Origin of the sequence: Rhizobacter sp. Root404 (assembly GCF_001425865.1) — a bacterium.
In the GTDB taxonomy this organism is placed as follows: domain Bacteria; phylum Pseudomonadota; class Gammaproteobacteria; order Burkholderiales; family Burkholderiaceae_C; genus LMDS01.
The window spans coordinates 463,319-480,747 of record NZ_LMDS01000004.1 but is presented as its reverse complement, the minus strand read 5'-3'; the positions used below and the strand labels follow the sequence as shown (position 1 = coordinate 480,747).

At 68.7% G+C, this 17,429-nt stretch carries 16 protein-coding genes and 2 tRNA genes; 10 read left to right on the top strand and 8 right to left on the bottom strand.

What is annotated here, in order from left to right; all coding sequences use genetic code 11:
* The first annotated feature begins 28 nt into the window (after window positions 1-28).
* The 3 genes from senB to rng are packed head-to-tail and all read left to right on the top strand — an operon-like array spanning window position 29 to window position 3,642.
* A complete protein-coding gene (gene senB / locus ASC76_RS06775; RefSeq protein ID WP_056464217.1) occupies window positions 29-1,051 on the top strand; it encodes a selenoneine biosynthesis selenosugar synthase SenB in 1,023 nt (340 codons plus the stop codon).
* Window positions 1,048-2,109, top strand: coding sequence for a selenide, water dikinase SelD (gene selD, locus ASC76_RS06770; RefSeq protein ID WP_056464215.1), 1,062 nt, complete (start codon window positions 1,048-1,050; stop codon window positions 2,107-2,109). Before senB ends, selD begins: the two co-directional genes overlap by 4 nt.
* A 9-nt stretch (window positions 2,110-2,118) precedes the next feature.
* Window positions 2,119-3,642 carry a ribonuclease G gene (gene rng / locus ASC76_RS06765; RefSeq protein ID WP_371262089.1) on the top strand — a complete coding sequence of 508 codons (1,524 nt, stop codon included), beginning with the start codon at window positions 2,119-2,121 and terminating at the stop codon, window positions 3,640-3,642.
* 15 nt (window positions 3,643-3,657) lie between these two features.
* Here rng and ASC76_RS06760 read toward each other — a convergent pair whose 3' ends face one another.
* From ASC76_RS06760 to ASC76_RS06735, 6 genes are read right to left on the bottom strand one after another with little or no spacing between them, the layout of a single operon-like run.
* Window positions 3,658-4,644 (bottom strand): glycosyltransferase, encoded by a 987-nt coding sequence (locus tag ASC76_RS06760; protein ID WP_235580375.1) that lies wholly within the window; start codon window positions 4,642-4,644, stop codon window positions 3,658-3,660.
* Window positions 4,641-5,723, bottom strand: a complete 1,083-nt coding sequence (locus ASC76_RS06755) for a glycosyltransferase family 4 protein (protein WP_235580374.1) — start codon at window positions 5,721-5,723, stop codon at window positions 4,641-4,643. The genes ASC76_RS06760 and ASC76_RS06755 overlap by 4 nt, the downstream gene beginning before the upstream one ends.
* 4 nt (window positions 5,724-5,727) lie before the next feature.
* Complete coding sequence (locus ASC76_RS06750) at window positions 5,728-6,615, bottom strand: glycosyltransferase family 2 protein (protein ID WP_056464210.1); 888 nt, start codon at window positions 6,613-6,615, stop codon at window positions 5,728-5,730.
* A gap of 10 nt (window positions 6,616-6,625) precedes the next feature.
* Entirely contained in the window at window positions 6,626-7,231 is a 606-nt protein-coding gene (locus tag ASC76_RS06745; RefSeq protein WP_056464208.1) for a peroxidase-related enzyme, read from the bottom strand.
* 3 nt (window positions 7,232-7,234) lie between these two features.
* Entirely contained in the window at window positions 7,235-9,004 is a 1,770-nt protein-coding gene (msbA, locus tag ASC76_RS06740; RefSeq protein ID WP_056464206.1) for a lipid A export permease/ATP-binding protein MsbA, read from the bottom strand.
* Complete coding sequence (locus tag ASC76_RS06735) at window positions 9,001-9,810, bottom strand: glycosyltransferase family 2 protein (RefSeq protein WP_235580373.1); 810 nt, start codon at window positions 9,808-9,810, stop codon at window positions 9,001-9,003. The genes msbA and ASC76_RS06735 overlap by 4 nt, the downstream gene beginning before the upstream one ends.
* A 98-nt stretch (window positions 9,811-9,908) precedes the next feature.
* On the opposite strand from ASC76_RS06735, the gene tolB reads away from it, so the two are divergent.
* From tolB to ASC76_RS06700, 7 genes are all read left to right on the top strand, one after another.
* Window positions 9,909-11,198 (top strand): Tol-Pal system beta propeller repeat protein TolB, encoded by a 1,290-nt coding sequence (tolB, locus tag ASC76_RS06730; protein WP_235580372.1) that lies wholly within the window; start codon window positions 9,909-9,911, stop codon window positions 11,196-11,198.
* 26 nt (window positions 11,199-11,224) lie between these two features.
* Window positions 11,225-11,776 carry a peptidoglycan-associated lipoprotein Pal gene (gene pal / locus ASC76_RS06725; RefSeq protein ID WP_056464204.1) on the top strand — a complete coding sequence of 184 codons (552 nt, stop codon included), beginning with the start codon at window positions 11,225-11,227 and terminating at the stop codon, window positions 11,774-11,776.
* An 11-nt stretch (window positions 11,777-11,787) separates the two neighbouring features.
* The gene (gene ybgF, locus ASC76_RS06720; protein ID WP_235580371.1) at window positions 11,788-12,561 is read left to right on the top strand and encodes a tol-pal system protein YbgF; all 774 of its coding nucleotides are present in this window, start codon (window positions 11,788-11,790) and stop codon (window positions 12,559-12,561) included.
* A gap of 44 nt (window positions 12,562-12,605) precedes the next feature.
* Window positions 12,606-13,721, top strand: coding sequence for a YeeE/YedE family protein (locus tag ASC76_RS06715; RefSeq protein WP_056464200.1), 1,116 nt, complete (start codon window positions 12,606-12,608; stop codon window positions 13,719-13,721).
* Between the two features lie 4 nt (window positions 13,722-13,725).
* Window positions 13,726-14,526 carry a ThiF family adenylyltransferase gene (locus ASC76_RS06710; protein WP_056464199.1) on the top strand — a complete coding sequence of 267 codons (801 nt, stop codon included), beginning with the start codon at window positions 13,726-13,728 and terminating at the stop codon, window positions 14,524-14,526.
* Between the two features lie 35 nt (window positions 14,527-14,561).
* Window positions 14,562-14,637 (top strand) — tRNA-Lys (locus ASC76_RS06705).
* 38 nt (window positions 14,638-14,675) lie between these two features.
* A tRNA-Lys gene (locus ASC76_RS06700) sits at window positions 14,676-14,751 on the top strand.
* Window positions 14,752-14,794: 43 nt separating this feature from the next.
* Here ASC76_RS06700 and ASC76_RS06695 read toward each other — a convergent pair.
* Complete coding sequence (locus tag ASC76_RS06695) at window positions 14,795-15,838, bottom strand: site-specific integrase (protein WP_056464196.1); 1,044 nt, start codon at window positions 15,836-15,838, stop codon at window positions 14,795-14,797.
* 208 nt (window positions 15,839-16,046) lie between these two features.
* Window positions 16,047-17,345 carry a replication initiation factor gene (locus tag ASC76_RS06690; RefSeq protein WP_157615380.1) on the bottom strand — a complete coding sequence of 433 codons (1,299 nt, stop codon included), beginning with the start codon at window positions 17,343-17,345 and terminating at the stop codon, window positions 16,047-16,049.
* Window positions 17,346-17,429: the final 84 nt, after the last annotated feature.

The following is a 17,429-nucleotide window of genomic DNA, read 5'->3' as shown; positions in this document are numbered from 1 at the left end:
CCGCTCCGGGGCATGGCAACATCGGCACATGGTCCATCCGCTTCGCGTCTGCATCGTGACGCCGGCGCTCGCCGCGGCCAACAACGGCAATTGGCACACGGCTTCGCGCTGGGGGCGCTTCCTCGCGCCGCGCGCCGAGGTCCGTCTGCAACTCGCGTGGGACGGCGAACCGGCCGACGCGCTGATCGCGCTGCACGCGCGCCGCTCGGCCGACTCGATCGAGCGCTTCCACGCGCTGCATCCGCAGCGGCCGCTGGCCGTGGTGATGACCGGCACCGACCTGTACCGGGATCTGCAGACCGACGCGCGTGCTCGACATGCCCTGGAGTGTGCCAGCCACGTCGTCGTGCTGCAGGCCGAGGCGCTGAAGGCTTTGCCCGCGGCCGTGCGCGGCCGCGCCCGCTGCATCGTCCAGTCGGCAGCGCGGCTGCGCCGCAGCGACGGGGCGCGTGGCCACCTGACGATGACCGCGGTCGGCCACCTGCGCGACGAGAAGGACCCGCTGACGCTGCTGGCGGCCGTCCGCCTCCTGCCGGCGCGGACACCGATCCGCGTCGTCCATATCGGCCGCCCGCTCGATCCGGCGCTGGGCGAGGCCGCCACGCGCACGATGCAGGCGTGCCCGCACTACCGCTGGCTCGGCGGTCTCGAGGCGCCGGCCGCGCGGCGCTGGATCGCCCGCTCGCGCGCGCTCGTCCACATGAGCCGCATGGAGGGCGGCGCGAACGTCGTGATCGAGGCGGTGCGCTCCGGCGTGCCGGTGCTGGCGAGCCGGATCGACGGCAATGTCGGGTTGCTCGGCGCCGACTATGGCGGCTACTTCCCGGTTGGCGACGCGGCCGCGCTGGCCGCGCTGATGCAGCGCTTTGCCGCCGAACCCGCGTTCGCCGCCGGCCTGGCCGCCCAGTGCGCGGCGCGCGAAGCCGACTTCGCGCCCGCCGTCGAGGCCGGCCGCGTGCGCGCGCTGCTCGACGACATGCTCGGTCCACGCGACCTTCGCGCCACTGACACAATCGATCATCCGAAGATCCGCAGGAGACTCGCACCATGAACCCACTCGACACCCCGCCCGGCGCGCTGCGCCTGACCAGCTTCTCCCACGGCGGCGGCTGCGGCTGCAAGATCGCGCCCGGCGTGCTGTCGGAGATCCTGAAGAACAGCGGCGGCGGGCTGATCCCGAAGGAGCTGATGGTCGGCATCGAGACCGCCGACGACGCGGCGGTCTACCGGCTTAACGACACCCAGGCGCTGATCGCGACGACCGACTTCTTCATGCCGATCGTCGACGACCCGTACGACTTCGGCCGCATCGCCGCCACCAACGCGATCAGCGACGTCTATGCGATGGGCGGGCAGCCGATCATGGCGCTGGCGCTGGTCGCGATGCCGGTGAACCAGCTGCCGCTCGAAGCGATCGGCCAGATCATCAAGGGCGGCGAGGCGATCTGCCGCGAAGCCGGCATCCCGATCGCCGGCGGCCACACGATCGATTCGGTCGAGCCGATCTACGGCCTGGTGGTGCTGGGCCTGGTGCACCCGGACAAGGTGCGCCGCAACGCCGACGCGAAGGCCGGCGACGTGCTGATCCTGGGAAAGCCGCTGGGCGTGGGCGTGCTCTCGGCGGCGCTGAAGAAGAACAAGCTCGACGCGGACGGCTACGCGCAGCTCGTGCGTACGACCACGATGCTGAACAAGCCCGGCATCGCCTTCGCCGCGATGGACGGCGTGCACGCCCTGACCGACATCACCGGCTTCGGCCTGGCCGGCCACACGCTGGAGCTCGCACGCGGCGCCGGGCTGCGCGCCGTGATCGAGTGGCCGCGCGTGCCGCTGCTGCCGGGCGTCGGCGCGATGGCCGCGGACGGTTTCGTCACCGGCGCGTCGGGGCGCAATTGGGAAGGCTACGGCACGCAGGTCACGCTGGACGCGGCGCTGCCGGCCACAGCCCGCGACCTGCTCTCCGACCCGCAGACCTCCGGCGGCCTGCTGGTGAGTTGCGCGCCGGAAGTCGCCGACGACGTGCTGCGCGTGTTCGCGCAAGGCGGTTTCGACCAGGCCGCCGTCATCGGTCGCATGGAAGCCGGCGCGGGCCTTCGGGTCACGGCCTGACGGCGCCTGATGCAGGACATCCTGATCAACTGGACCCCGCAGGAAACCCGCGTCGCGGTGGTCGAGAACGGCGCGGTGCAGGAGCTGCACATCGAACGCGCGCTCGAACGCGGACTGGTCGGCAACATCTACGCGGGCAAGGTGGTGCGGGTGCTGCCGGGCATGCAGTCGGCGTTCATCGACATCGGCCTGGAGCGCGCCGCGTTCCTGCACGTGGCCGACGTGCAGGTGGCCGGCGTGGTGCCGCGCAGCACCTTCAGCGGCGGGCCACGCGGTACTGTCGGCGGTCAGCGCAGCGGCGACGCGCCGCCGCAGACGCCGATCGAGCGGCTCGTGTTCGAGGGCCAGACGCTGACCGTGCAGGTCATCAAGGACCCGATCGGCACCAAGGGCGCGCGCCTGTCGACCCAGGTCAGCATCGCCGGTCGGCTGCTGGTGTTCCTGCCGCAGGACGACCACATCGGCATCTCGCAGAAGATCGGTTCGCACGAGCTGCGCGAGCAGCTGCGCGCGCGCATGAACATCCTCGCGCAGGTGCCCGAGGGCAGCGGCCCGCAAGGCGGCTTCATCCTGCGCACCAACGCCGAGGAGGCGAGCGACGAGGAGCTGGCCGACGACATTCGCTACCTGCGCAAGACCTGGGCGACGGTGCGCGACCGCAGCTTCAAGTCGCCGCCCGGCACGCTGCTGCACCAGGACCTGAGCCTGGCTGAGCGCGTGCTGCGCGACCTGACCCACGACGGCACGCAGGCGGTGCGCGTCGATTCGAGCCTGCAGTTCGAGTCGCTGCAGAAGTTCGGCCGCGAGTTCACGCCGACCTCGGTCGCCAAGCTGGAACATTACGCCGGCGAGCGGCCGATCTTCGACCTGTTCAACATCGACGAGGAGATCGCCAAGGCGCTGACGCGGCGCGTCGACCTGAAGAGCGGCGGCTACCTGATCATCGACCAGACCGAGGCGCTGACGACGATCGACGTCAACACCGGCGGCTTCGTCGGCGCGCGCAATTTCGACGACACGATCTTCAAGACCAACCTCGAAGCCGGCCAGGCGATCGCGCGCCAGCTGCGGCTGCGCAACCTCGGCGGCATCATCATCATCGATTTCATCGACATGACCCGCGAGGAGCACCAGACCGCGGTGCTCGCCGAGCTGCGCAAGCAGCTCGCGCGCGACCGCACCAAGATCACGGTCAGCGGATTCACGCAACTCGGGCTCGTGGAAATGACGCGCAAACGCACCCGCGAGTCGCTCGCGCACATGCTGTGCGAGGTCTGCCCGGTGTGCGAGGGCCGCGGGCAGGTCAAGACGCCGCGCAGCGTCTGCTACGACATCCTGCGCGAGATCCTGCGCGAGGCGCGGCAGTTCAACCCGAAGGAGTTCCGCATCGTCGCGTCGGCCGCGGTCGTCGAGATGCTGCTCGACGAGGAGAGCCAGCACCTGGCGGGGTTGTCCGATTTCATCGGCAAGCCGATCTCGCTGCAGGCCGAGCCGCTGGGGTCGCCGGAGCAGTACGACATCGTGCTGCTGTGAGGCGCGCGGGCGGCTTCAGCCGTGGCGTTTCGCGACGCGTTTGAGCACGAAGAACGGCGCCATCACTGCCGGGCAGGCCGCGTAGACCAGCAGGCGCGCGCGCAGCGCCAGCGGCACGCGGCGCGCGGCGACGAAGGCACGCCAGCGCTGCGCCAGCGTCGTCGCGCCGAACACATCGCGCACGAAGACCTCGCGCTCGAACTGCAGCGACAGCGCGTCCTCGACTGCTTCCAGCTGCCCGGCGCGCCGGGCATCGGCGAGCAGTTGCGGCAGCTCGACCAGCGCGTGGCGGTTGTTCTTCAGCAGCCGCTCGACCACGTCGCGCGCGTGCAGGTTGCGGCGGCGGCGCGAGATGCCGCCGCGGCGGTACTGAACCAGCGGTTCCGCGAGCGTGATCGCGCCGCCGCTGACGATCGCGCGGAACACCATCAGCAGGTCTTCGGCGACCGTGCCGGCGGGCAAGGGACCGAAGCGGTCGAAGACGCGTCGCGTCCACGCTTGCGCGGCACCGATCACGTGCGGCGGGCGCGCGATCCAGTCGGCCGCGTCGCGGTAGGTCGAGAGGTCGGTCGGCGTGATCGCGTCGTGCGCGTGGCCGGATTCGTCCAGGTCGACCAGCGCGGACGAGATCAGGTCGGGTCGGCGCCCGGCGGCCAGCCAGGCGTCGACGACGCGTGCGCAGCGCTGCGGCAGCGAGATGTCGTCGCCGGCCGCGACGAACAGCAGTTCACCGTGCGAGAGGCCGACCATGCGGTTCAGGTGCGCGCCGATGCCGAGATTCCCCGGGTTGCGGTTGAGCACGAGGCGATGCGGTCCGCCGTAGCCCGCGACGGCGCGCTCGATCGCGGCCCAGGTGGCGTCGGTCGACGCGTCGTCCGAGATGACGATCTCGAGCGGCGAATACGCCTGCGCGAGGGCGCCGCGCACCGCGGCCTCGATCGTCGCGGCCTGCTGGTAGGCGAGGACCAGCATCGAGACCAGCGGGCGCGCGGCGTCGGTCACGGCGTCGCGCCGGGGAGGAGCCGCCCCGCGATTGCGAGCAGCGCTGCCACGTGGGTCGAGACGCGCGGGTCGTAGCCCAGCGACTGCAGCGGCTCGGCGATGCGGTGCGTGCCCGCCTGCCAGCGCGCGACGGCCTGCGCGACCGCGCGCTCCAGCGATTCGGGCTGCGCGAGCGAGAAGGGCAGCTGACCGCGCTCGTTGATGATCTCGGCGCAGCCGGCATCGTCGGCCAGCAGCACCGGCGTGCCGCACAGCACCGATTCGACGCCGACCAGGCCGAACGGCTCGTAGCGCGAGGCCATCACGGTGAAATCGACGGCGCGGTAGACGTTCTCGATGTCGCTGCGGTAGCCGAGGTGGCGCACGTTGCGCGCTGTGCCCTGCATCGCGCGGCCGGCGACGACCAGCGTGACGGGCAGGTCGGTGCGTGAGAAGAAGTCGACCAGCAGGTCGAGACCCTTGCGCTTGTGGCCGGTCGACGCGAGCAGGAAGACAGCGCGGTCCTCGGGCAGATCGAGCGCTGCGCGCAACGCGCTGCGCTGCCGAGGATCGACGCGCGAGAAGCGCCCGCCATCGACCGGCGGATAGAGCAGCGTGATCTTGCGTGCGTCGATGCCGTAGTGGCGCACCACCTCGTCGCGCATGCGCGCCGAATGCGCGACGATGACCTGCGCGTTCTCGAAATGCGCGCGTTCCAGGCCGATCTTCCAGCGGTCGTTGAGGGTCGCGCGCTCGCCCATCGCTTCGAGGAAGCCCGGGTGCGTGCCGCCGCAGATCGCGATGTCCGACCAGCGCGTCTGATTGCAACCGATCAGCGGGAACAGGCCGAGCCGGCGCTTGACGCGCCCGATGCGCCAGTCGAAGAACAGGTCGCGCAGCTTGCCCGGCGCGGCCTTCACGCTGGTGTGCACGGGCGTGACCCAGCCGTATTCGGGCAGGCGGGTGTCGAACGCCTTCGCGATCAGCACCGGCTTGATGCCGCGCTCGTGCAGGCCGCGCACCAGCGTCATCGCGTAGCGCTCGATGCCGCCGCTCGCGCGCAGGCCGTGGTTGCTGATCGCGAGGGTCTCGAGCGTCACCGCGTCAGGCCCGGTCGTCGGCGGTGAAGGCGACGGCCGGCTTGTAGGTCATCGACAACCGCGCGCGCAGCCGGGCCTTGGCGAGCAGCGCGCGGTCCGCCTCGTCGAGCGTGCGGCCCTTCAGCGCGACATCGAGCTCGACCGGCTCGCCGCGATACAGGCAGATGCGGTCGAAGTCGCGCTGGCTGATGCCCCACTTGTGCAGGAACTGCAGCCGCCCGTCGTTCTTGACGATGCGCCCGGTCGAGACGCAGGCGAAGTGGTAGACGAAGCTGTCGCCCAGGCCGATGAAGGTGCGGCAGCCGGCATGCCAGAGCTTCATCGACAGGTCGTTGTCGCTGCTCATGCCGGGCGAGAGCTCGGTGCTGTAGCCGCCGACCTCGGTCCACATCCAGGTCGGCAGCAGCGTGGGCGGCCAGGTCGAGCCGAGCCAGTGGGCGCGGCGCAGGGACGGCAGCGCGGCGATCAGCTCGGCCTCGCGGAAGGTCGCGGCGTCACGGCCGTAGTCGGCGGCCACGGTGCAGCGGTTGTTGGCACCCCCGGGCTCGACCATCGTCGACGACAGCATGAAGCGCCGGCCGGCCAGGCGCTGCGCGATCTCCAGCAGTCGCGTGTCCCAGCCCGGCAGCACCGCCATGTCGTCGTTCAGGTACAGCAGGTAGGGCTGCGTGGCGAGCGCGGCCACGCGGTTCACCGCGAAGCAGATGCCGATGTTGCCCGGGCTCGCGGTGTGCTTCAGCCCCTGCGCGCGCACCCAGGCGAGCGTGCCGTCCGAGCCGTCGTTGACGTGCACCAGGATCTCGTGCGCGTGCGCCGAGTGGCGCCGGATCGTGTCGACCGCGAGCTGCAGGAACGGCAGGTTGTTCCAGGTCGGGATGATGATCGAGAACATCGCGCCGGCGTCAGGCCTTGGGCGGCCGCGGCACCCGCCCCATCAGGTAGAACTCGTCGTTCGGCCGCATCGAGGTCATGTTGGCCATGCGGTTGGACAGCCCGAAGAACGCGGTGATGCCGGCGATGTCCCAAGCGTCCTCGTCGCGCCAGCCGTGCTCGCGCAGCGCCGCGAAGTCGTCCTCGGTCAGCGCGTACGAGGCGTTGCAGACCTTCATCGCGAAGCCGAGCATGGCCTTCTGCCGCGGCGTGATGTCGGCCTTCAGGTAGTTGACGGCGATCTGGTCGGCGATCATCGGCGCCTTCTCGTAGATGCGCAGGATCGCGCCGTGCGCGACGACGCAATACAGGCAGCCGTTCGCGCCGCTGGTGGCGACGATGATCATCTCCTTCTCGCCCTTCGTCAGCCCCTGCGGGCCGGCATCGCGCAGCAGAAGGGCGTCGTGGTACGCGAAGAACGCGCGGAACTCGGCCGGGCGGTGCGCCAGAGTCAGGAAGACGTTCGGCACAAAGCCGGCCGTTTCCTGGACCTCGAGGATCTTGGCGCGGATGTCGTCCGGCAGGCTGTCGAGGGTGGGCACCGGGAAGCGGCTGATCGCGGGTGGGGTCGTCGTCATGGGTCAACTCCTGAATTGCAGCGCGTGGAGGCGGGCGTAGAGGCCGCCGTGGGCGAGCAGCTCGGCGTGGCTGCCCTGTTCGATGACGCGGCCGGCCTCGAGCGCGATGATGCGGTCGGCGCGTTCGATGGTCGAGAGGCGGTGCGCGATCACGAGGCTGGTGCGGCCCTTCATCAGCGCCTCCAGCGCCTGCTGGACCAGGCGCTCCGATTCCGAATCGAGCGCCGACGTCGCCTCGTCGAGGATCAGGATCGGCGCGTCCTTGTAGATCGCGCGGGCGATCGCCAGCCGCTGGCGCTGGCCGCCGGAGAGCTGGGTGCCGTTGTGGCCGATCACCGTCTCGACGCCGAGCGGCAGGCCGTCGACGAAGCCGTCCAGGTTGGCCGCCGCCAGAGCCGCGCGTGTGCGCGCCGCGTCGACCGGCGCGCCGAAACAGACGTTCGCGGCGACCGTGTCGTTGAACAGCACCACGTCCTGGCTGACGAGCGCGAACTGCTCGCGCAGCGCGTGCAGGCTCCATTGCGGCAGCGCCACGCCGTCGAGCGTGATCGTACCGCTGTCCGGGTCCAGGAAGCGCGGCAGCAGGTTGACCAGCGTCGACTTGCCCGCGCCCGACGGGCCGACCAGCGCGACCGTCTCACCGGCACGGATGTCGAGCGAGATGCGGTCGAGCGCGGGCAGGTTGTCGCCGAAGCGGATCGACACCCCGCGCAGCGCGAGTTCGCCGCGCGCGCGGCCCGGCGCATGCGTGCCGCCGGTCTCGGTCGGCGCGTGGTGGATCAGGTCGAGCGCACGCTCGACCGACGCGATGCCGCGCGAGATCGGTGCCGACACATCGCTGAGCCGGCGCATTGGCGTGGCCAGCGCGACCGCGGCGGTGATGAACGCGACGAACGCGCCCATCGTCGTGCCGCCGGTGCTGCTCTGCCACAGCGCCATGCCGATCGCGGCGGCGAGCGCGGTGGCGGTCAGGAGCTGCGTCACCGGCGTGACGGTCGCGCCGGCGACGGTCGATTTCATCAGCAGGCGGCGCAGCGCCTGGCTCGTGTCCTCGAAACGCGCGCGCTGCACGTCCTGCACGCCGTGCAGGCGCACGGTGCGCCAGGCCATCACGTTTTCCTCGACCACGTAGCCGAGGCGGTCGACCGCGACCTGCGATTCCTTCGTGATGCGGTGCATGCGCTTGCCGAACACCCTCATCACGTAGCCGACCGCCGGGCCGAGCGCGGCGATCACCAGCGTCAGCTTCCAGTTCAGCAGCAGCATCGTGCCGAGGAACGCGATCACGCTGAACGTGTCTTTCAGCAGCGTCTGCGCCGCGCCGACGAGCTGGTTGACGCCGCCGAGCACCTCGTAGACCACGGTGTTCATCAGGCTGCTCGCCGAGCGCGTGACGAACAGCTGCGGGTGCCCGTCGAGCAGGCGGCCGAACAGGTGCGAGCGCAGGCGCAGCGTCGCGGCGTTGGCCGCCCAGGCGAGCGTGTAGTCGACGACGAAGCCGGCTGCGCCACGCAGCGCGAACAGCACCACCAGCGCGACCGGGATCGCCCACAGCGGCGGGTGCGGCAGGTCGGCCAGGAACTTGATCGGGATCGCCTTCATCCCGCCATCGACCAGCGGCACCAGCAGCCAGGCCACGCCGGTCTCGCAGACGGCGGCGAACGCGGCGCCCAGCGCGGCCAGCCCGAAGGCCCAGCGCGTGCCCGCGAAGTAAGGGAAGAGCACCCGCAGCTTGGTCCAGAGCCCAGCGCGCGACACCGGCTCCGCGCTCATGCGGGGAACTCTGGCCGCTGCGGCGGACTCTTCATGAACATCAGCTTGATGTACTTGTAATAAGTGTATTCGGCGTTGTAGATGGCGAGCATCAGGCCGTGCGAGCCGTCGAGGAAGCCGAGCCGCAGCACATAGGTGCGCACGAACGCGAAGAACCCATGCATCACCGCCTTGCCCACGCCCGCCGTTTTGCCCGCCGCCGCCATGTCGCGGGCGTTGCCGGTCGAGTAGCGGTCGAGCTTCTCGAGCACGTCGTGGATGTCGGGATAGCTGAAGTGGATCAGGTCCGCGCGCAACTCGCCGATGCGCCCGTCCACCGTCATGTGGGCGTGCAGGAAGTGGCCGGTGAAGTCGGCCAGCTGCCGCCGCCCGAGCCGCAGCGTGTGGTCCGGCCGCCAGCCCGAGTGGTGGATGAACCGGCCGCAGAACTCCGACAGGCGCGGAATGCGGTAGCCGTCGAAGTCCGGCGATCGGATCGCCCCCAGCACCTCGGTGCGCAGCGCGTCGGTGATGCGCTCGTCGGCGTCGAGCGACAGCACCCAAGTGCTGGTCGCGAGCCGGAAGCCGCGCGCCACCTGCGGGCCGTAGCCCGGCCAATCGGTCTGCACGACCTTGGCGCCCGCGGCCGCGGCGAGTGCCGCGGTGCGGTCGCTGCTGCCCGAATCGAGCACCACGATCTCGTCGGCGAAGGATGCGCTCGCGACGCACTCGGCGATGTTCCGCGCCTCGTTCTTCGCGACGATCACGACGGTCAGCGTGTGCTCGGGCGATGGGGCGGAAGGGGTGGCTGGCACGGCTGCGGTCAAGGTGCTCCTCTATGATGGTCATTGTCCCAGAAACATTTGCGGCCTCTCCCGCCGCCGACGCCACGATGTTCGATACCCGACGCCTCGATCTCCGATGCATGCGCGTTCTGCGCACGATGGCCGGCCTCATGGTGGCCGGCCTGCTGGCCGCGGCGGCCCCCGCCCATGCGCAATTCCGTGTCGAGATCTCCGGCGTCGGCGCCACCCAGCTGCCGATCGCGATCGCGAAATTCCGCGACGAGGACCGCGCGACCCCATCGCTGTCGGTCTCGGCGATCGTGCGGGCCGACTTGGAGCGCAGCGGCGTCTTCAAAGGCGTCGACACTGCCGGCGCTGCGCTCGACGAGAGCAGCCAGCCGGTGATGACCGAGTGGCGCGGCCGCTCGGCCGATGCGCTGGTGGCCGGCTCGGTCACGCGGCTGGCCGACGGCCGGTTCGACATCCGCTTCAAGCTGTGGGACGTCGTCAAGGGCAACGTCCTCGGCGGCCAGAGCACCGCGGTCGAGGCGGGCGACCTGCGCCTGGCCGCGCACCGCATCGCCGATTTCATCTACGAGAAGCTGACCGGCGACAAGGGTGTGTTCTCGACCCGCATCGCGTACGTGACCAAGGGCGGCAACCGCCACACGCTGCGCGTCGCCGACGCGGACGGCGAGGGCGGTCAAGTCGCGCTGAACAGCCCCGAGCCAATCATCTCGCCGGCCTGGTCGCCAGATGGCAAGCAGCTCGCCTACGTCTCGTTCGAGAAGCAGAAGGCGGTCGTGTACGTGCAGGACACCTCGACCGGTGCGCGCCGCGAACTCGCGAACTTCCGCGGCTCGAACAGCGCGCCCGCCTGGTCGCCGGACGGCCAGACGCTCGCGCTGACGCTCTCGCGCGAACACGGCTCGCAGCTCTACCTGATCGACCGCAACGGCGGCAATGTGCGCCGCCTGACGACCAGCAACGCGATCGACACCGAACCGGCGTTTGCGCCCGACGGCCGCGGCATCTACTTCGTCAGCGACCGGGGCGGCGGCCCGCAGATCTACCGCACCAGCACCAGCGGCGGCAACGTCGAGCGCGTGACCTTCAGCGGCAGCTACAACATCAGCCCGGCGATCAGCCCGGACGGCCGCACGCTCGCCTACATCTCGCGCCAGGGCGGCGCGTTCCGCCTGTACACGCTCGACCTGAGCACCAGCGGCGCGCAGCCCGTCGCGCTGACCGACACCAACGACGACGAGAGCCCGAGCTTCGCGCCGAACGGCCGGCTGATCATCTACGCTACGCGCGCCCAGGGCCGCGACGTGTTGATGACCACCACGCTCGACGGCAAGATCAAGGCGCGCCTGCTGTCGACCAACGTCGACGTGCGCGAGCCGGTCTGGGGCCCGTTCGGGCGCTGATTTTTCAATCCAAGAGGAGAATTCCCATGAACAAGCTGTCCATCCCATCCCTGACTGCCCTCGCGCTCGCCGCGATGCTCGCCGGCTGCTCGAGCGTGCCGCTCGGCGACGCCGGCGGCGCGCCGGTCGAATCGCGCACGCCGGGCGCCGGCAGCGGCACCGCGGGTGCGGGCGCCGGTGGCGCGGCAGGCGGCGAAAGCCGCGTCACGCCGGTCGACCTGAGCAAGGGCACCGGCAACGGCGACGCGCTGTCGCAGCGCACCGTCTACTTCGACTTCGACAGCTATGTCGTCAAGGACGAGTACCGTCCGCTGATCGACCGCTTCGCGAAGTCGCTGGCGGCCGATCGCAAGAAGCGCCTGCAGGTCGAAGGCCATACCGATGACCGCGGCGGCCGCGAGTACAACCTTGCGCTCGGCCAGAAGCGGGCCGAGGCGGTGGCGAAGTCGCTGGCCTTGCTCGGCGCGTCCGATTCGCAGGTCGAGGCGGTCAGCTTCGGCAAGGAGCGTCCGGCGGTGCAGGGCAGCGACGAGGCGGCGTGGGCCAAGAACCGCCGCGCCGAGCTGAACTACCGGTGAGGGGCGTCGCCATGCGTCAGATCCTTCGCGCCGCTTTCGCGGGCATGACGCTGAGCACGGCGTTGTTTGCGCCGGCGGCGCATGCCGGCCTGTTCGATGACGACGAAGCGCGCCGCGCGATCCTCGACATCCGCGCCCGCATCGACCAGAACACCGAGCGCCAGCGCGCCGGCCAGCAGCAGCTGTCTGATCAGATCGACCAGCTGCGCCGCAGCATGCTCGACTTGAACAACCAGCTCGAGCAGGTGCGCGGCGACAACAACCGGCTGCGCGGCCAGAACGAGGAGTTGACCAAGATCGTCTCCGAACTGCAGCGCAAGCAGAAGGACATCCAGTCCGGCGTGGACGACCGGCTGCGCAAGTTCGAGCCGCAGAAGGTCTCGCTCGACGGCAAGGAGTTCACCGTCGAGCCGGACGAGAAGCGCCAGTACGACGAAGCGATGGACCTGCTGCGCAAGAGCGACTTCGCCGGCACCGCGAATGCGCTGAACGCGTTCCGCAAGCGCTGGCCGACGAGCGGCTACAACGACTCGGTGCTGTTCTGGCTCGGCAACGCGCAGTACGGCGTGCGCCAGTACAAGGAGGCGATCGCCTCGTTCCGCACGCTGGTGGCCGGCTCGCCGGACAACGCCAAGGCCCCGGAAGCGATGCTCGCGATCGCGAACTGCCAGGCCGAACTGAAGGACGGCAAGGGCGCACGCAAGACGATCGACGACCTGATCAAGACCTACCCGAAGTCCGAGGCCGCGCAGGCGGGTCGCGAGCGGCTGGCGTCGCTGAAGTAGCGTCGCGCCGCGAGGCGCATGCACCCCGCACCTAAAATGCGGGCATGCAAGACATCGACCTGAAGGCCCTCGCCACCCTCGTTCTCTGGGCCGCGTTCGGCCTGTCCGTGCTGTTCGGCGCGATCGCGCAGCGCACCCACTTCTGCACCATGGGTGCCGTTTCCGACATCGTCAACATGGGCGACTGGACCCGCATGCGCATGTGGGTGATGGCCATGGGCGTGGCGATCATCGGCTTCAACCTGATGGTCGCCGCGGGCTGGCTCGACGCCGGCAAGAGCATCTACGGCGGGCCGAAATTCGTCTGGCTCTCCGCGCTCGTCGGCGGCGGGCTGTTCGGCTTCGGCATGGTGCTGGCGTCGGGCTGCGGCAGCAAGACGCTGGTGCGCATCGGCGGCGGCAACCTCAAGTCGCTGGTCGTGTTCGTCGTGCTCGGCGTCTCGGCGTTCGCGACGCTGAAGGGCATCACCGCGGTGGCCCGCGTCGCCACGGTCGATTCGGTCGCGGTGACCCTGGCCACCGGACAGGACCTGCCGTCGCTGCTGGCCGCATCGACCGGACTCGCCAAGGCCACGCTCGCCGCGGCACTCGGCTTGCTGATCGGCGGTGCCCTGGTCGTCTGGGCGCTCGCCCGCGCCGAAGGCCGATCCGGCGACAGCCTGTTGGCGGGGCTGGGCGTCGGCGCGGTCATCGCGGGCGTCTGGTACGTGTCCGGCCGGCTCGGCCACGTGACCGAGGACCCGAACACGCTGCAGGAGGCGTTCGTCGCGACCAACTCCGGCCGCATGGAGTCGCTCAGCTTCGTCGCACCGGTCGCCTACACGCTGGACTGGCTGATGTTCTTCAGCGACAAGTCGAAGCTGGTGACGGTCGGCATCGTCAGCGTGGTCGGCGTGGTGGTCGGCTCGGCCGCCTACGCGTTGGCGACGAAGAGCTTTCGATGGGAAGGTTTCCGCGATGCCGGCGACACCGCCAACCACCTCGTCGGCGCGGTGCTGATGGGCATCGGGGGCGTCACGGCGCTCGGCTGCACGATCGGGCAGGGGCTGTCGGGCATGTCCACGCTGAGCCTGACGAGCTTCGTCGCCGTCGCAGCCATCATCGCCGGCGCCGTTGCCGCGCTGCGCTACCAGGTGTGGCGCATCGAGCGCAGCAGCTGACGCGATGAACCAGGTCACCGAGATCATCGGGCTGCCGGTCGCAGACGACGCGGACCTCGAGCGCCGCTTCGGCGGTCTGCGGCGGCTCTATGGCGACGCCGGCTATGCGCGGATCCGTGCGCTGCGCGTCGCGGTCGTCGGCCTCGGCGGCGTCGGCTCATGGGCGGCCGAGGCGCTGGCACGCAGCGGTGTGGCGATGCTGACGCTGATCGATCTCGATCACGTCGCCGAGTCCAACATCAACCGCCAGGTCCAGGCCGTCGGTGCGACCGTCGGCCAGGCCAAGGTGCAGGCGCTGCGCGAACGCATCGCCGACATCCATCCGGGCTGCGAGGTGATCGGCGTCGAGGAGTTCGTCGACGAGACCAACTGGCCCGCGCTGCTGCCGCGACCGGTCGACGTCGTGATCGATGCCTGCGACCAGGTGCGCGCCAAGGCCGCCATCGCCGCCTGGGCGCTGGCAACGCACACGATGCTCGTGATCGCCGGTGCGGCCGGCGGCAAGCGGCGTCCGCACGAGGTGCAGGTCGACGACCTCGGCCTGGTCACGCACGATCCGCTGCTCGCTTCGCTGCGTCAGCGGCTGCGCAAGTTTCACGGCGCCGCACGCACCGGCAAGATCGGCGTGCGCTGCGTGTTCTCGCGCGAGGCCGTGGCGCCGCCAGACGCGTCGTGCGACATCGACGGCGCCGCGACGGACAGCACGCTGAACTGCCATGGCTACGGCTCCAGCGTGGCGGTGACGGCCACCTTCGGCATGGTGGCTGCCAGTCTTGCGCTAGAATCTTTGGCAGTGCAGAAATGATCCGCCCGGTTCCTGGCTATAATCGTGGGCTCAGCGGGTTGTTAGCTCAGTTGGTAGAGCAGTAGACTTTTAATCTATTGGTCGTGGGTTCGAGCCCCGCACAACCCACCAAGTGATCTGCGCCAGCGGTACCGAATTCGAAGAATGTGGGGCTCTTAGCTCAGTTGGTAGAGCAGCGGACTCTTAATCCGTAGGTCGAGTGTTCGAGTCACTCAGGGCCCACCAGTAAAAACAACGGCTTGCCAGAAATGGCAGGCCGTTTGTCTTTCTAGCCGTGACGAAAACGTGACATCTCGATCACGCTCGCATCACGCCCTGTCTCGATTCGAGACGCTGCGGCCAACAGATTTTCGGTAGCGAACTTGGCATAACGGTCCACCATCTGCCGCGACTTCCAGCCGCCCAGGTCCTTGAGTTCGTCGCAGGACGTTCCCGCCTGCCGGTGCCATGAGGCCCAGGTGTGCCGAAGGTCGTGGAAGCGGAAGTCCTTGATCCCCGCTCGCTCCAATGCCCCTTGCCAGCCGCTGTTGGACAACTGCCAACGAATCGGTTCGCCCAGGTGCGTGAAGCAGAAGCGCGGATGCTTGCCTATCTGCTCTCTCAACACTTGCACTGCATCCACATTCAACGGAACTCCCCTCGGTGTGCCGTTCTTGGTCTGATTGAGCCAGGCGGTGTTGCGCGCCAGGTCCACCCGTTCCCATTCCAGGCCCATGATCTCGCCGGCACGGCACCCTGTTGCCAGGGCATACCGCACAACGGCCGCCAGATGCGGGGCGCAGCACGCGATCAATCGATCCGCCTCTGCGCGCGTCAACCAGCGATCACGCTCGACCTCTCCCGAGAGCATCCGAATCTTCGGCATCGTGTCGATCCACTGCCACTCGTCACGCGCCATGCGCAGCAGCGCACGGACAACAGACAGGTAACGGTTGATCGTCGCAGGCTGGTTGCCCTTCTTGGACTCGCCTTCGATCAGCCGCCAGATCACATCGCCGTTGATGTGACTCAGCATGAGCTGACCGAGGTACGGGTCCATCAGGCGCAGCATGCGCTGCACGTCTTTGAAGCTTCGAAGCCGTCGCTTGATTTCGAGATACCGGACTACAGCCTCCTGCCAGGATCGCTGGGGCTTGATTCCGAAGTGATGCCCTCGGTAGGCGTCGAGCTTGAGTTTGGCAAGCAGCGCCTCGGCATCCTCTCGGCTTTCAGTCCCAGCGCTTTGGCGTATGCGCTGGCCGTTGGGGAGCGTCGTATTGATCCACCAGAAACCGGAGTCCGGTCGCCGGTAGAGTCCTTCAGGTCGGGCCATATAGCCTCCTTTCCGGCCCGCCTTCGCTCGCCCTTATGTTCATCGAGCCACGCATCCAGGTCAAGGCGGTCAAACACGCGCCGACGACCGAAGCAAATGCAGGGCACATCGAGTTGCGCCAGCAGCGTCAACCCGATGCCGAGATACACCGCCGCCTGTTCCTTCGACAGACAGCGCACGGGAGGCAAAGGCAGACCTGGCTCGTCCATCAAACGCCCCGATTGGGGAAGCCCTGCTTGGCCCGGTAGTACGGGTTCTGCAGGTTCGGCAGCACCGGGTCGGGATCGGCCTCGAAGTCGTTCAACGCGGTGTTGAACTTGCGATTGCAGTCGTCGACCATCTCGGAGAAACCGCCCTTCGGACTCAACCCCTTCTGCTCCTGTCGGCGGCTCAGTGCATCGGCTGCGACGTTCATCAGCTCAATGCCGGCGTGCTCGAAGTTGCGATGCCTGTTGAGCGAGGCCGTCGATGCCATCAGGGACAAGGCACGCGAACCGATCCATGCCATCGAGGGCCCGCGCGTAGGCTTGAAGCTGCGCGACAGTGACCCGCCGGGCGTGTTCCAGTCCACCGAGGCCAGCAGCATCCACAGGGGATGGATCTCCCAGCGGCTGCGCGTCTGGTCCTGGCGGTTCGGACAACGCAATGTGAGCCAGTCGGTCGTGGCGTAGTCCCACAAGCCGTCGAGGTTGCCCAAAACGGAAGACAGGCCGTCGAGCTTGAGCTGGCTCAGGGCTTCGCGCCGGAACTCGAATTCGAGCCTCCAAACCGGCGTCAAATCGTCCCAGCCGGCCTCTCGCCACAGCCCAAGAAGGTAGTCTTTGCCGGTCTTCTGGCACTCCAGGAGCTTGTGATACAGCCGAGCCATCAGGACACCGCCCGCGCCGACTGTCCAGCCGGTGAAGGTCGACCCCTCTGCGTACTGGTGCACGGCGGTGGCCCGCGTGACCCATGCATCCCGATCCCAAGCCTCCATCGAGTCAGCCGATGCGAAGTCGGCGAACAGGTCAATGCGGCTCACTTTGGACGCGCCAATGTCGCCCAGCTCTTCCAGGATTGCCCGTAGCTCGTACTCGATCAGTTCAACAGGCTTGTATGCCAGGAAGCCGCTAGAGATCTGCACATAGGCCATTGGCAGGGTCTTGGACGCTCCGGCAGACAGCCGAATGTTGAAGGCGCCATCGACCAGCGTGAAGGCGAACAGCCCTGAACTCTTGTCCTTGACTTCGAAGACGTGATCGCCGATCTGGAGTTGCGCTTTGCATGCCTCCTGCTCGGAGCCCTGCGCCTTGAGCTTCAGCTTGCGCAGGTTGGCCTTGACACCCTCGGCCAGCTCTCCGGGGTAGGACAGGTAGAGGCTGTCGATGCCCCATCGAAGAAGCCGGAAGGATGGATTGCTGTTATCAGGTGCTGTGTTACTAGGCGGCGCACCTGTTCCTCCCCCGTTTCTGGCGTGCGCTCCGCGCCCGTCAGAAACGGGGGCGGGCTGGTTTGATCCTTGAGACATGAGAGTTCCTCTTCCGCGCCAGGCATGCCACATCGGCTTCCTGGTACGGATACGAACTCTCTACATGGCCACGGCAAAGGGCGA